We start from the raw sequence: 14,002 nt of genomic DNA on the forward strand, positions 1-14,002 counted from the left end.
ACTCCGAGAAGTACCAGCTCAAACCCCGCGACTGGACCCGCGCCGACACCGAGGGCATCGCCCCCCTCATCACCCGCCTCAACACCGTCCGACGCGGCAGTCCGGCCCTGCAACAGCTGCGTGATCTCCACTTCCACCATGCCGACCAGGAATCGGTGCTCGTCTACAGCAAGCGGAGCGGATCGAACACGGTTCTGGTGGTCGCCAACCTCGACCCCCACCACACCCAGGAGGCCACGGTCTCGTTGGACATGCCGCAACTCGGCCTGAACTGGCACGAGTCGGTACCGGTGCGCGACGAGCTCACCGGTGAAACCTTCAACTGGGGCAGGGCCAACTATGTGCGCCTGGAACCGGGTCGACGACCCGCGCATATCTTCACGGTTCTGCGACCGTCCCCGCAGATCGGAGGGTCACCCACAAAATGATCGTCAACGAACCCGTCCCGGACACCTTCGAGGACACTCCCGCAAAGGACCGGGACCCGGACTGGTTCAAACGCGCCGTCTTCTACGAGGTCCTGGTCCGGTCCTTCCAGGACAGCAACGGTGACGGCATCGGCGACCTCAAGGGCCTGACCGCGAAACTCGACTACCTGCAGTGGCTCGGTGTCGACTGCCTCTGGCTGCCGCCCTTCTTCAAGTCCCCTTTGCGGGACGGCGGTTACGACGTCTCCGACTACACCGCGGTACTCCCCGAGTTCGGCGACCTCGCCGACTTCGTGGACTTCGTCGACGCCGCCCACCAGCGTGGCATGCGCGTGATCATCGACTTCGTCATGAACCACACCAGCGACCAGCACCCGTGGTTCCAGGAGTCCCGCAAGGACCCCGACGGGCCGTACGGCGACTACTACGTCTGGGCGGACGACGACAAGCAGTACCAGGACGCGCGGATCATCTTCGTCGACACCGAGGCGTCCAACTGGACCTACGACCCGGTCCGCAAGCAGTACTTCTGGCACCGCTTCTTCTCCCACCAGCCGGACCTCAACTACGAGAACCCGGCGGTCCAGGAGGAGATCCTCTCCGCGCTGAAGTTCTGGCTGGACCTGGGCATCGACGGCTTCCGGCTGGACGCGGTGCCGTATCTCTACCAGCGCGAGGGCACCAACTGCGAGAACCTGCCCGCCACCCACGACTTCCTGAAGCGGGTGCGCAAGGAGATCGACAGCCAGTACCCGGACACCGTGCTGCTGGCGGAGGCCAACCAGTGGCCGGAGGACGTGGTCGACTACTTCGGCGACTACCGCAGCGGTGGCGACGAGTGCCACATGGCGTTCCACTTCCCGGTGATGCCGCGGATCTTCATGGCGGTGCGCAGGGAATCCCGCTACCCCGTCTCCGAGATCCTCGCCAAGACACCGGCCATCCCGTCCGGCTGCCAGTGGGGCATCTTCCTGCGCAACCACGACGAGCTGACCCTCGAGATGGTCACCGACGAGGAACGCGACTACATGTGGGCCGAATACGCGAAGGACCCGCGTATGCGCGCCAACATCGGCATCCGCAGGCGGCTCGCCACGCTCCTCGACAACGACCGCAACCAGATCGAGCTCTTCACCGCCCTGCTGCTCTCCCTCCCCGGCTCGCCGATCCTCTACTACGGCGACGAGATCGGCATGGGCGACAACATCTGGCTCGGCGACCGGGACGCGGTCCGCACCCCCATGCAGTGGACGCCGGACCGCAACGCCGGCTTCTCCTCCTGCGACCCGGGGCGCCTGTATCTGCCGACCATCATGGACCCGGTCTACGGCTACCAGGTCACCAACGTCGAGGCCTCGATGTCCTCGCCGTCCTCGCTGCTGCACTGGACGCGCCGGATGATCGAGATCCGCAAGCAGAATCCTGCCTTCGGACTGGGGTCCTATACCGAACTCCAGTCGTCGAACCCGGCGGTGATCGCGTTCCTGCGGGAGTACGAGGACGATCTCGTCCTCTGTGTGCACAACTTCTCCCGGTTCGCGCAGCCCACCGAGCTGGACCTGCGGCGCTTCAACGGCCGGCATCCGGTGGAGCTGTTCGGCGGGGTGCGCTTCCCGGCCATCGGCGAGCTGCCGTACCTGCTGACCCTGGCGGGACACGGCTTCTACTGGTTCCGGCTGCGCGCGGACGGGTAACCGGAACACGGCATAGTCCACCCCGGGCGGCGGCGGTTTCCTCCGGCCCGCCCGGGGCACGCATCACTAACGCCCCCGACGACCGGGGAAAGGACGTACCCGCCATGGCGGAAACGGTCACCCCCTCCACGCCCCCACTCCTCGCCTCGCTCGATCCCCTCCTGCGCGAATGGCTGCCCCGGCAGCGCTGGTTCGCGGGCAAGGGCAGTCCGGTCACCGGCTTCGCCACGGTGGCGGAGACCGAACTCCTGCCGTCGGACAGCAGGCTGGGCCTGCACCATCTGCTGGTCCGCGCCGAACAGCCGCCCGCCCCCGCCGAGGCCGGCGACTGCTACCAGCTGCTCATAGGCACGCGCGAGGCGCTGCCGCCCCGGCTGGCGCCCGCACTGATCGGCCATCTCACCGACGGCCCGCTGGCCGGACGCACGGTGTACGACGCCCTGTACGACCCCCGGCCCGCCGAACTGCTCCTGGAGGCGCTGCGCACCCGGGCCCGTATCGGCGGGCTGTTCTTCGAACGCGATCCCGGCACCGAGATACGCGACGGGCTGGTGGCCCGGCTCCTGACCGCCGAGCAGTCCAACTCCTCGGTCGTCTACGGAGATACGTTCATCCTGAAGCTCCTGCGGCGCGTCGTGCCCGGCGTCAACCCCGACCTGGAGATACCCCTGGCCCTGGCCCGCGAGGGCTGCGACCGGGTGCCCGCCCCGACGGCCTGGCTGCGGGCGGAACTGGCCGGGGAGTCGTACGTCCTCGCCGTCCTCCAGCCCTTCGTACGCGGCGCGACCGACGGCTGGGAGCTGGCGCTGCGCGAGCTGGCCAAGGGCGAGGACTTCGCGGCGGACGCGCGGGCGCTGGGACGGGCCACGGCCGAGGTGCACACCGCGCTGGCCCGGGCGCTGCCGACCGTCACCCTCGGGCACAGCCGGCTGGAGTCGATGATCGCCGGCATGACCGAGCGGCTGACGGCGGCCGCCCAGGCGGTCCCGGCGCTGCGACCGTACGAGGACGGGCTGCGCTCGGCCTACGAGGCGCTGGCCGGGCTGGCCGCCGAGGGCCGCACCTGGACCGCTCAGCGGGTGCACGGCGACCTGCACCTGGGGCAGTGCCTGCGCTCGCCGTCCGGGGAGTGGTCCCTGATCGACTTCGAGGGCGAGCCGGCCCGCCCGCTGGCCGAACGCCGGATGCCGCAGCCGCCGGTGCGGGACATCGCCGGCATGCTGCGCTCCTTCGACTACGCGGCCCACTCGGTGACCCCGCCGGCCCGTGCCTGGGCGCAGCTGTGCCGGGCGGCCTACTGCTCCGGATACGCCGAGATCACCGGCGTCGACCCGCGCACCGACCCCGTGCTGCTGCGGGCCTACGAGACCGACAAGGCCGTCTACGAGGTCGTCTACGAGGCCCGGCACCGCCCGGACTGGCTTCCCGTGCCCCTGTCGGCCGTCCACCGCCTCGCCACCTCCGACTGACTCGACCTGATCCCGGGAGAACCGTCCGTGACCTCCATGAAGTCCGTTTCCGTAGCCGCCGAGGACCGCGATCGGCTGCTGCTCGGCACGCACCACGACCCGCATTCGGGACTGGGCGCCCATCCGGTGCCGGGCGGCGGGATAGCCGTGCGGGTGTTCCGCCCGTACGCCCGCGCGGTGACGGTGGTCGCCGGCCACGATCTGCGGACCGGCCTGCACGACGACGGCGACGGCTTCTTCTCCGTCCTGCTCCCCCTCTCCGACGTGCCGGTCTACCGGCTGCTGGTGGAGTACGAGGGGACGGTCCAGGAGTCCGAGGACGCGTACCGCTTCCTGCCCACCCTGGGCGAGCTTGACCTGCACCTGCTCGGCGAGGGCCGGCACGAGCGGCTGTGGGAGGCGCTGGGCGCGCACCCCATGACCCACCAGGGCGTGTCCGGCACCCGTTTCTCGGTGTGGGCGCCGAACGCGCAGGGCGTCCGGCTGGCCGGCGGTTTCAACTTCTGGGACGGCACCGCGTACCCGATGCGCTCGCTCGGCTCCTCCGGGATCTGGGAGCTGTTCGTGCCGGGCATCGGGGCGGGCGAGCTGTACAAGTTCGACATCACCCGCCCGGACGGCTCGCACACCCTGCGCGCCGACCCGCTGGCCCGGCGTACCGAGGCTCCGCCCAGCACGTCGTCGATCGTCCACACGTCCCACCACGAGTGGACCGACGAGGAGTGGATGAGGCACCGGGCCGACACGCCCGTGCACGAGGCCCCCTTCTCGGTCTACGAGGTGCACCTGCCGTCCTGGCGCCCCGGCCTGACCTACCGCGAACTGGCCGAGCAACTGCCGCGCTACGTCGGCGACCTGGGCTTCACGCACGTCGAGCTGATGCCGGTCGCCGAGCACCCCTTCGGCGGTTCCTGGGGCTACCAGGTCACCGGCTTCTACGCCCCCACGGCCCGCCTCGGCACCCCCGACGACTTCAAGTACCTGGTCGACGCCCTGCACCGGGCCGGCATCGGGGTGCTGATGGACTGGGTGCCGGCCCACTTCCCGCGGGACGACTGGGCGCTGGCGGAGTTCGACGGGCGGCCGCTGTACGAGCACTCGGATCCGCTCCGGGCCGCCCACCCCGACTGGGGCACCCTGGAGTTCGACTTCGGGCGCCGGGAGGTGCGCAACTTCCTGGTGGCCAACGCGGTGTACTGGTGCGAGGAGTTCCACATCGACGGGCTGCGGGTGGACGCGGTCGCCTCGATGCTCTACCTGGACTACTCGCGCGAGCCGGGCCAGTGGACGCCGAACGAGCACGGCGGCCGGGAGAACCTGGACGCGGTGGCGTTCCTCCAGGAGATGAACGCGACGGTCTACCGGCGGGCGCCGGGCGTGGTGACGATCGCCGAGGAGTCGACGGCCTGGGAGGGCGTGACCCGCCCCACCGACGCCGGGGGTCTCGGCTTCGGACTGAAGTGGAACATGGGCTGGATGCACGACTCGCTGGAGTACATGTCCCACGAGCCGGTCCACCGCAAGTACCACCACCACGAGATGACCTTCTCGATGGTGTACGCGTACAGCGAGAACTACGTGCTGCCCATCTCCCACGACGAAGTCGTGCACGGCAAACGCTCGCTGGTCTCCAAGATGCCCGGCGACTGGTGGCAGCAGCGCGCCAACCTCCGCGCCTACCTGGCCTTCATGTGGGCCCACCCCGGCAAGCAGCTGCTCTTCATGGGCCAGGAGTTCGCCCAGGGTGCGGAGTGGTCGGAGGCGCACGGCCCGGACTGGTGGCTGCTGGACCCGGCCTACGGCGCCGAGGCCGACCACCGGGGCGTCCGCGACCTGGTCCGCGACCTCAACACCGGCTACCGCGCCACCCCGGCCCTCTGGCAGCGGGACACCTCCGTCGCCGGCTTCCAGTGGATCGCCGGCGACGCGGCCGAGGACAACGTCTTCGCGTTCCTGAGGTACGACGCCGAGGGCACCCCGCTGCTCGCGGTCTCCCACCTCGCCCCGGTGGTCCGCGCCGACTACCGCCTGGGCGTCCCGGACGAGATCCCCGCCTGGCACGAGATGGTCAACACGGACGCGGCCGGGTACGGCGGCAGCGGCATCACCAACCCCGATCCGGTGAAGCCGGAGCACCAGCCGTCCCACGGCCGCCCCACGAGCATCCGCCTGACCCTGCCGCCGCTGGCTACGGTGTGGCTGCGGCCTGCCTGAGCCCGTCCGGCAGCGGGCCGGTGTGCAGTACGCCCAGTCGCTGGGTGGCCCGGGTCAGCGCCACGTACAGGTCGCTGGTGCCGTAGCGGCCCGGTTCGACCACCAGGACCGAGTCGAACTCCAGGCCCTTGGCCTGCCGCGGGTCCAGGAGTACGACCGCCTGGGTCAGGTCGGGTTCGGTGCCGGGCGTGACGCCGGCCAGGCGGCCGGCGAGGGTGCAGTGCAGGTCGCGTGGGGCGATCACCGCCAGGCGGCCCTCGGCGGGGGTGAGTTCGGCCACCGCCTTCTCCACGGCGCCGGGGAGGTCGTCGTGGGCCTGCCGGATCCACGGGCTCACGCCCGTCGAGCGGACCGAGCTCGGGGGCTCGAAGTCCGGGTTCTCGGCGCGGACCACGGCCGCGGCGAGGTCCATGATCTCGGACGGGGTGCGGTAGTTGACGCCGAGGCGGGTGTGGTCCCAGCGGTCCTCGACATACGGTTCGAGGATCTTCGACCAGGAGCCCACGCCCGCCGCCTCCGCGGTCTGGGCGGGGTCGCCGACCAGGGTCATGGAGCGGGTCGGGCTGCGCCGCATCAGAAGCCGCCAGGCCATCGGCGACAGCTCCTGCGCCTCGTCGACGATGATGTGCCCGAAGGCCCAGGTGCGGTCGGCCGCCGCGCGTTCGGCCGCGCTGCGGAAGTCCTCCTCCTCATGGCGTTCGGCGAAGCGCTCGGCGTCGATGATGTCGTGCGCGGACAGGACCTCCGAGGCGTCGGGATCGCTGTCCTCCTTGTCGTCGAACTCGTAGGTCCGGGAGGCGTAGGAGACGTCGAGGACGCCCTGCGCATAGGCGATCTGGGTCTCGCGCTCGCGTTCGGCCCGGGCCCGGGCGACCCGTTCGTCGACACCCAGCAGCTCGGCCGCCTCGTCGAGCAGGGGGACGTCCGAGACCGTCCAGGACCGGGTGACCGGGCGGCGGATCGCGGCCGCGTCCTCGGCGCCGACGTAGCCCTCGGGCCCGGCGAGGAAGTCGGCGACCAGGCGCTGCGGGGTCAGCCGCGGCCACAGCTGGTCGACGGCGGACCAGACCTCGGGGTTCTCGGCGAGTTCGTCGCGGATCTGGGTGATGTCGGAGGCGTCCAGCAGGCTGCTGCCGTCGAAGGGGTCGGTGCCGACCCGCTCGGCGTACAGCTCGGTGAGGGTGTTGAGGATGTGGCCCTCGAAGTACTCACGGGCCACGTTGTGCGGGAGATCGGCGGCGCGGGTGCGCTCGCGGGCCATGTTCACCAGGCCGTCGTCGAGCATCAGCACCTCGCGGTCGTGCTCGACGGTGATGACCGGGTCGGGCAGCGCCTGCCGGTCGCGTACGACGGCGGCGAGCACGTCGGCCATGTCCGCGCGGCCCTTCACCGCGGCCGCCTCGGGGGTGTCGGCGGCCGTGGCCTTCACCCCGGGGTACAGCTCGCCGACGGTCGCCAGCAGCACGCCGGTCTCGCCGAGCGAGGGCAGTACCTCGCCGATGTAGCCGAGGAAGGCGGGGTTGGGGCCGACGATGAGCACGGCCCGCTTGGCGAGCAGTTCGCGGTGTTCGTAGAGGAGATAGGCGGCCCGGTGCAGGGCGACCGCGGTCTTGCCGGTGCCCGGGCCGCCCTCAACGACCAGGATCCCGCGGTGCGGCGCCCGGATGATCTCGTCCTGCTCGGCCTGGATGGTCTGCACGATGTCGCCCATCCGGCCGGTACGGGCCGAGTTGAGGGCGGCGAGCAGCACCGCGTCGCCGGACGGGTCCTCGTGGCCGGTGCGCTCCTGGTCGCCGAGGTCGAGGATCTCGTCGTGCAGGGAGGCGACCTTGCGGCCGTCGGTGGCGATGTGCCGGCGGCGGCGCAGACCCATCGGGGTGTGGCCGGTGGCCAGGTAGAAGGGGCGGGCGACCGCGGCGCGCCAGTCGATGAGGAGCGGGGTGCGCTCGGCGTCGTCCCGGCGCAGCCCGATCCGGCCGATGTGGTGCTTGGTCCCGGAGGTCAGGTCGATCCGGCCGAAGCAGAGCGAGCCGTCCACGGCGTTCAGCGCGGCGAGCAGCCCGGACCGCTCGACGACCAGGATGTCCCGCTCCAGTCGGGCCTGCATCGGCTTGTCGCCGAGGGAGAGGGCGTCCGCGACGGAGTCCTCGGTGTCGCCGCGCAGCGCGTCCACCCGTGCGTACAGTCCGTCGATGAATTCCTGCTCGTGCCGCAATTCATCGTCCGGAAATTCGGTGTTTGACAATTCCGCTCCCGCCCGGATATACTGTGCCCACTGAACTTCTTCGCGACCGAACCGATTTCACATCGGCCTGAAGTCACGAACTCTTGAATATACGCAAAGAAATCCCCCGAGCGCAATTGCTCGGGGGATTCTTCGTGTCGCCGGTCGGTTCAGAGCAGCACGTCGGACAGCTCCTCCAGGAGCCGCCGCTTGGGCCGGGCGCCCACCATCGACTTCACCGGCTCGCCGTTCCGGAACACCATGAACGTCGGCATCGACAGCACCTTGTAGGCGTTCGTCGTCTCCGGATTGAGGTCCACGTCCAGCTGGACCACCTTCAGCCGCTCACCCTCCTCCGCCGCCAGGGCCGTGAGCACCGGCGCCATCTGCCGGCACGGCGGGCACCAGTTCGCGGTGAACTCCACCAGCACCGGCCCGTCCGCCCCGATCACCTCCGCCGCGAAGTCCGCGTCCGTCACCTCGGCCACACCCGCCGCCTTGGTCATCCGCCATCCCCTCCCAGCTCGCACACCGGTTCCGGACCACCCGGAACCTCCGCCTCGGCAGCCAGCTCGTCCCGTGCCCGTTCGGCCCGCTCCAGCTGGGCGCCGACCTCGGCCCGCACGGCCTGCAACTCGCCGATGAGCGAGTCCAGCTCCGCCAGCTTGCGCCGGTAGACCGCGAGCGACGCCGGACAGGTGTCGCCCTCCGGGTGCCCGGCCCGCAGGCACTCCACGAACGGCCGGGTCTCCTCCAGCTCGAACCCGAAGTCCTGGAGCGTCCGGATCTGCGTGAGCAGCTTCAGATCGCTCTCGTCGTAGGTCCGGTGGCCGTTGCCGGAACGCCGCGCGGGCAGCAGCCCGCGCGCCTCGTAGTACCGCAGGGTGCGCGTGGTGGTACCGGCCCGTGCGGCCAGCTCGCCGATTCGCATGTCCACGACGGTACGACTTGACGCCGACGTCAAGGCAAGCTCGGCTGCACCCCCGCGGACTCCTCGACCTCCAGCAGGGAGGCGCTGTGCCGCTCCTCCTCGAAGGCCCGGCGCCCGCCGCGCAGCCCGAACAGCCGCTTGGCGAGGGCGATGTAGAGCACCGCGAGAATGTTCAGCACCAGGGTGGCGATCTTCAGGTAGCTGACCTTCTCGGTGAGTTCGTAGATCTCCAGCGGCAGAAAGGCGGCCGTGGCGACCACCGTCAGGTACTCCGCCCACCGCTTGGCGTACCAGAGGCCGACCGCCTCGACGAGTTCGATCAGCGCGTACGCCAGCAGCAGCACGGCCACCAGCAGCAGCGTGGAGTGCTTGTAGCCGAAGGCCTTCTGTATGGAGCCGACGACCGGTGAGTGGTCGAGGTCGTAGTGGAAGTGCCTGAAGACCGGCCGGAAGGTGTCCAGGTACTCGTTGAAGAGCCGGCGCACCGCGTCCTGGCTGTTGCTGAACTTCCACACCGCGACCGCGACCAGCACGATGAACACCCCGCGCACGGCCCGCTCGATCGCCAGGAAGCGCAGGATGAACAGGTCCCGCAGCACCTTCCCGCGCGGCACCAGCGGGGCGTCCGCCGCCGGCCCCGAGCCGTGCGGCTCACCGAGCGCGAAGTCTCCGCAGCGCAGACAGCGCCAGGCCACCCCGACCGCGGTCTGGGCGTGCAGCCGCACCCGCAGCCGCGGGTCGTCGGGGGCATAGGTCACATGCCCCTTGCGCGCGCAGTGCCGACGGTCCCAGTCGATCTTCATCCCCCGTGCCTCCATGCAGCCATGCCGATGTGCCGTTCCGGTCGAAGTCCCGGTCGACGCTTCGGTCGAAGTTCCGGTCGAACAGGAACGGCACGTTAGTGGATACGGCTGACAAGTGGCGGCCAGGGGTCAGCGCGCCCCGCTGTCCACCAGCTTCCGCTCCTCGGCCGGAGCCTCCGCTTCGGCCTTCCCCCGCCCCGGCAGCAGCACCGCCACCAGCACGGTCCCGATGCCCAGGATCACCGCGCCGACCAGGCTGGTGTGGGCCACCGCGTCGGCGAAGGAGGAGCCGACGGCGTCCGCCATCTGCCGGGCGCCCCCGGCCAGTTGCTGCGCCTGCGCCTTCAACTGCGCGGCCTGCTGCGGGTCGGTGGCCCGCGCGGCCTGGGCGGCCGTCCGCCGGGCCTGCTCGCCGATGCCCTGGGCGACCGCGTATCCGGCGCCGACCGAGTCCTGGGCGGTGGCGAGGGCGCTCGCGGACAGCTTGCTGCCGCTGGTGGCGTCGGTGAGGTGGCTGCCGTAGGAGGTGGCGAGCAGCGAGCCGAGGATGGCGATGCCGAGGGAGCCGCCGAGCTCCAGCGAGGTGTCGTTGACGGCGCCGCCGACGCCCAGTTCGGACTCCGGGAAGGCCCCCATGATCGCGTCGGTGCACGGCGAGAGCGCGAGGCCGATGGCCAGCCCGAGGATGATCAGGGGCGCCACGAAGTCCCCGTACCCCGAGGCGGCGTCCACCCGGGTGAGCAGGGCGAGTGCCGTGGTCCCGCCGACCATCCCCGCCGTGACCGTCCACTTCATGCCGACGCGCGGGGTGAGCCAGCCGGTCAGGGCCGAGCCGGCGAAGACCGCACCGGCCAGCGGGAGCATGCGGACGCCGGTGCCGAGGGCGTCGTAGCCGAGGACGAACTGGAGGTGCTGCGTGAGGTAGTAGAAGGCGCCGAAGACGGCCAGGAAGAACAGGGCGACGGCGAGGTTGGAGCCGGCGAAGCGGCGGTGGGCGAAGCGGCGGACGTCCAGGACCGGGTGCGGGTGGCGCAGCTCCCACAGGACGAAGGCGACGAGGCCGGTGCCCGCGACCACGGCCGCGGTGACCGCCTTGACGCCCCAGCCGAAGTGCGGCCCCTCGATGATCATGTAGACCAGCGAGCCGATCCAGAGCACGGAGAGCAGCCCGCCGACGTAGTCGATGCGGTCGTGGTGACCGGCCCTGGACGGCGGTACGAGGACGAGGGCGCCGACGATCGCGACGGCCGCGATCGGCACGTTGATGAGGAAGGTCGAGGACCAGCCGTGGTCGCGCAGCAGGGCGCCGGCGACCACCGGTCCGGCGGCGATGGCGAGCCCGGCGGTGGCGGTCCACAGGGTGATGGCCTTCGCCCGCTCGTGGCGCGGGAAGGTGGCGGCGAGCAGCGAGAGGGTGGCCGGCATGATCAGCGCGGCGCCGGTGCCCATCACGGCACGGGCCGCGATCACGGTCGCGGCGCTGTCGGCGAGGTACCCGAAGACGGCCCCGCCCCCGAACACGACCAGGCCCAGGATCAGCGCCCCGCGGCGGCTGTACTTGTCGCCGATCGCCCCGAGCAGCAGCATCAGGGCGGCGTACGGCACGGTGTAGCCGTCGATGACCCACTGCAGGTCGGCACTGCTGAGCCCGAGGTCGGTGGTCATGTCGGGCGCGGCCACCGTGAGGGCGGTGTTGGCCATCACGATGATCAGCAGGCTCAGGCAGAGCACCAGCAGCGCCCACCAGCGGCGCGGATACGGCCGCTCCGTGGTCTCGACCGGTTCCTTCATGACGAGTCGCATGGCAGGGATCGCCTTCCTCACGCGTCGGATTCCGTCTGATGCGTACGGCTGAACTTGCACAGCAGCGTGCAATTGCACAACCATGTGCAATGTAGAGGACCTGCACACCACTGTGCAAATAGAGGAGGTGAAGCCCTTGCGGAGAGACGGTGCGCCCCGCTGCGGGGCAGGCAGAATGACAGTCATGACCACGGGTAACCCCTCCCGCGCCGACCTGAACCGGCGCCGCATCCTCGACGTCGCCCTCGCCGAGCTGCTGCTTGACCCCGACGCCTCGATGGACCAGATCGCGCGCGCGGCAGGGGTCGTACGACGGACCGTGTACGGCCATTTCCCGAGCCGTGAGGCGCTCATCGGCACGCTGGTCGACGGCGCGGTGGAGGCGCTGATGGCAGCCGACGCGGGGGCCCGCCGGGAGACGGCGAACCCGGCGGAGGCGGTGGCCCGCTCGGTGCTCGCCATCTGGGAGATCGCCGACCGCTACCGGCTGCTGGTCGGCCTCGCCCAGCGCACGGTCACCATGCGGGGCATCCGCGACCGTCTGGCCCCCCTGCGCGAGAACAAGGTGGAGCTGCTGCAACGCGGCCTCGACGAGGGCGACTTCAGCTCACCGCTGCCGGCGCCGGCGCTGGCGTACGTCCATGAGCAGCTGCTGTTCGCGGTGATGGAAGCGGTCAACGACGGCCTCCTCGACGCGAAGGAGGCGGGCCGCTCCGCCGCGGTCAGCGCACTGACGGCAGCGGGCGTGCCCGCCTCCAGGGCCACGGAGCTGGTGGCCGAGTTGAGCGACTAGCCCGGGTACGGCTCCGGACGGCTGAGCGGGGGGGTGTCAGCCGCCCGGAGGTTTGGGCCGGACGCCCGGCCCCGGTTCAGGCGGGGCCGGACGTCCGACGGTTCTGGAGCGCCCCAAAGGGGCGCGGGCCGTATCGATGTGCGGCTCCGCCGCGTGGGCGCGACCAGCCACACGCGACCGGCAGCCGCGCATGCACAGCGGCCAGGCAGACGCTCAGGCCTTCGCCAACTCCTCCCGCTGCTCAGGAAGCTCGGGCGTGCCCGGCTCCCCGTCATCCAGCAGCGTCTTCTCGTCGAACGGCAGCTCACCCGCGAGCACCTGCCGCACGCGGCCCTTGTCGATCTCCTTCGTCCACGTGCCGATGAGCACCGTCGCGACCGCGTTGCCGGCGAAGTTCGTCAGCGCGCGGGCCTCACTCATGAACCGGTCGATGCCGACGATCAGACCGACACCGTCCACCAGCGCGGGCTTGTGCGACTGCAGACCACCGGCCAGCGTGGCCAGACCGGCGCCGCTGACACCCGCCGCGCCCTTCGAGGCCAGCAGCAGGAAGAGCAGCAGCGGGATCTGCTCACCGATCGACATCGGCGTACCGAGGGCGTCGGCGATGTATAGCGACGCCATCGTCATGTAGATCATCGTGCCGTCGAGGTTGAAGGAGTACCCCGTCGGAACGGTGATACCGACGACCGGCTTGCTGACGCCCAGGTGCTCCATCTTCGCGATGAGCCGCGGCAGCGCGGACTCGGAGGAGGAGGTGGACAGGATCAGCAGGAACTCGCGGGCGAGGTACTTGAACAGGGTGAAGATGTTCAGCCCGGCGATGGCCCGGAGCATCGCGCCCAGCACCACGAAGACGAACAGCACACAGGTGATGTAGAAGCCGAGCATCAGCACGGCGAGGCTCTTGAGGGCGTCGAGCCCGGCGGACCCGACGACGGCCGCGATGGCACCGAACGCACCGATCGGCGCGGCCCACATGATCATGCCCAGGATGCGGAAGACGAGCCGCTGGATGTGCTCGACGCCCCGCAGCACCGGCTGCCCGGCCGAACCCATGGCCTGCAACGCGAACCCGGCGAGCAGCGCGATCAGCAGCGTCTGCAGGACCTGGCCCTCGGTGAAGGCGGAGACGAACGTGGTCGGAATGATCGACAGCACGAAGTCGACGCCGCCGAGCGCCTCGGAGTCCACCTGGGCGTGTCCGGAGGCCTTGAGGGCGTTGGTGATGTGCAGCCCGTCACCGGGGTGCAGGATGTTGCCGACGACCAGGCCGATGGTGAGCGCGACCAGCGACATCACCAGGAAGTAGCCGAGCGCGATACCGCCCACGGCGCCGACCTTGGCGGCCTTCCGCACGGACCCGATCCCGAGCACGATCGTGCAGAAGATGATCGGCGAGATCATCATCTTGATCAGGTTGACGAAACCGGTGCCGAGGGGCTTGAGCTCGACGCCGGCGTCGGGCCAGATGAGCCCTACGGCGATGCCCAGCGCGACCGCGACGATCACGGCGATGTACAGGTAATGGGTACGGTCCCGCTTCACAGCGGGTGCGGCAGGTGCCGTACTGGGGGTGCTTGCGGCGGCCACGGCTGCCCTCCTTGACGTCTTCGTCGGCATCACCGGCGTGCGGCTCACGT

The 14,002-nt window shown here is 70.5% G+C and carries 11 protein-coding genes; 5 read left to right on the forward strand and 6 right to left on the reverse strand.

Annotated elements, in window-relative coordinates; genetic code table 11:
* The 4 genes from ACZ4N4_RS43540 to glgB form a co-directional block, all read left to right on the forward strand.
* The coding region (locus ACZ4N4_RS43540) for an alpha-glucosidase C-terminal domain-containing protein (protein WP_467599699.1) at nt 1-428 on the forward strand (428 nt) is incomplete at its 5' end.
* On the forward strand, nt 425-2,122 hold the full coding sequence (gene treS / locus ACZ4N4_RS43545; RefSeq protein ID WP_467599702.1) for a maltose alpha-D-glucosyltransferase: 1,698 nt from the start codon (nt 425-427) through the stop codon (nt 2,120-2,122). The genes ACZ4N4_RS43540 and treS, both read left to right, overlap by 4 nt.
* Before the next feature lie 104 nt (nt 2,123-2,226).
* Entirely contained in the window at nt 2,227-3,591 is a 1,365-nt protein-coding gene (locus tag ACZ4N4_RS43550; RefSeq protein WP_467599705.1) for a maltokinase N-terminal cap-like domain-containing protein, read from the forward strand.
* A 36-nt stretch (nt 3,592-3,627) separates the two neighbouring features.
* On the forward strand, nt 3,628-5,805 hold the full coding sequence (gene glgB / locus ACZ4N4_RS43555; RefSeq protein WP_467599877.1) for a 1,4-alpha-glucan branching enzyme: 2,178 nt from the start codon (nt 3,628-3,630) through the stop codon (nt 5,803-5,805).
* Here glgB and ACZ4N4_RS43560 read toward each other — a convergent pair.
* The 5 genes from ACZ4N4_RS43560 to ACZ4N4_RS43580 form a co-directional block, all read right to left on the reverse strand.
* Complete coding sequence (locus tag ACZ4N4_RS43560) at nt 5,780-8,068, reverse strand: HelD family protein (protein ID WP_467599880.1); 2,289 nt, start codon at nt 8,066-8,068, stop codon at nt 5,780-5,782. The two genes, glgB and ACZ4N4_RS43560, sit on opposite strands and share 26 nt — an antisense overlap.
* A 131-nt stretch (nt 8,069-8,199) precedes the next feature.
* Complete coding sequence (locus ACZ4N4_RS43565) at nt 8,200-8,535, reverse strand: thioredoxin family protein (protein WP_467599708.1); 336 nt, start codon at nt 8,533-8,535, stop codon at nt 8,200-8,202.
* Nucleotides 8,532-8,960, reverse strand: coding sequence for a MerR family transcriptional regulator (locus tag ACZ4N4_RS43570; RefSeq protein WP_467599711.1), 429 nt, complete (start codon nt 8,958-8,960; stop codon nt 8,532-8,534). Before ACZ4N4_RS43570 ends, ACZ4N4_RS43565 begins: the two co-directional genes overlap by 4 nt.
* A gap of 29 nt (nt 8,961-8,989) precedes the next feature.
* Nucleotides 8,990-9,763, reverse strand: coding sequence for a DUF2127 domain-containing protein (locus ACZ4N4_RS43575; protein ID WP_467599714.1), 774 nt, complete (start codon nt 9,761-9,763; stop codon nt 8,990-8,992).
* A 129-nt stretch (nt 9,764-9,892) separates the two neighbouring features.
* On the reverse strand, nt 9,893-11,566 hold the full coding sequence (locus tag ACZ4N4_RS43580; protein ID WP_467599717.1) for an MFS transporter: 1,674 nt from the start codon (nt 11,564-11,566) through the stop codon (nt 9,893-9,895).
* Nucleotides 11,567-11,741: 175 nt separating this feature from the next.
* Here ACZ4N4_RS43580 and ACZ4N4_RS43585 point away from each other — a divergent pair, with 175 nt between their 5' ends.
* Nucleotides 11,742-12,359, forward strand: a complete 618-nt coding sequence (locus tag ACZ4N4_RS43585; RefSeq protein WP_467599720.1) for a TetR/AcrR family transcriptional regulator — start codon at nt 11,742-11,744, stop codon at nt 12,357-12,359.
* Between the two features lie 213 nt (nt 12,360-12,572).
* On the opposite strand, the gene ACZ4N4_RS43590 is transcribed toward ACZ4N4_RS43585, so the two are convergent.
* Nucleotides 12,573-13,982, reverse strand: a complete 1,410-nt coding sequence (locus ACZ4N4_RS43590) for a cation:dicarboxylate symporter family transporter (RefSeq protein WP_453579864.1) — start codon at nt 13,980-13,982, stop codon at nt 12,573-12,575.
* Nucleotides 13,983-14,002: the final 20 nt, after the last annotated feature.

The sequence above is a fragment of the Streptomyces sp. NPDC026538 genome (genome assembly GCF_055567535.1).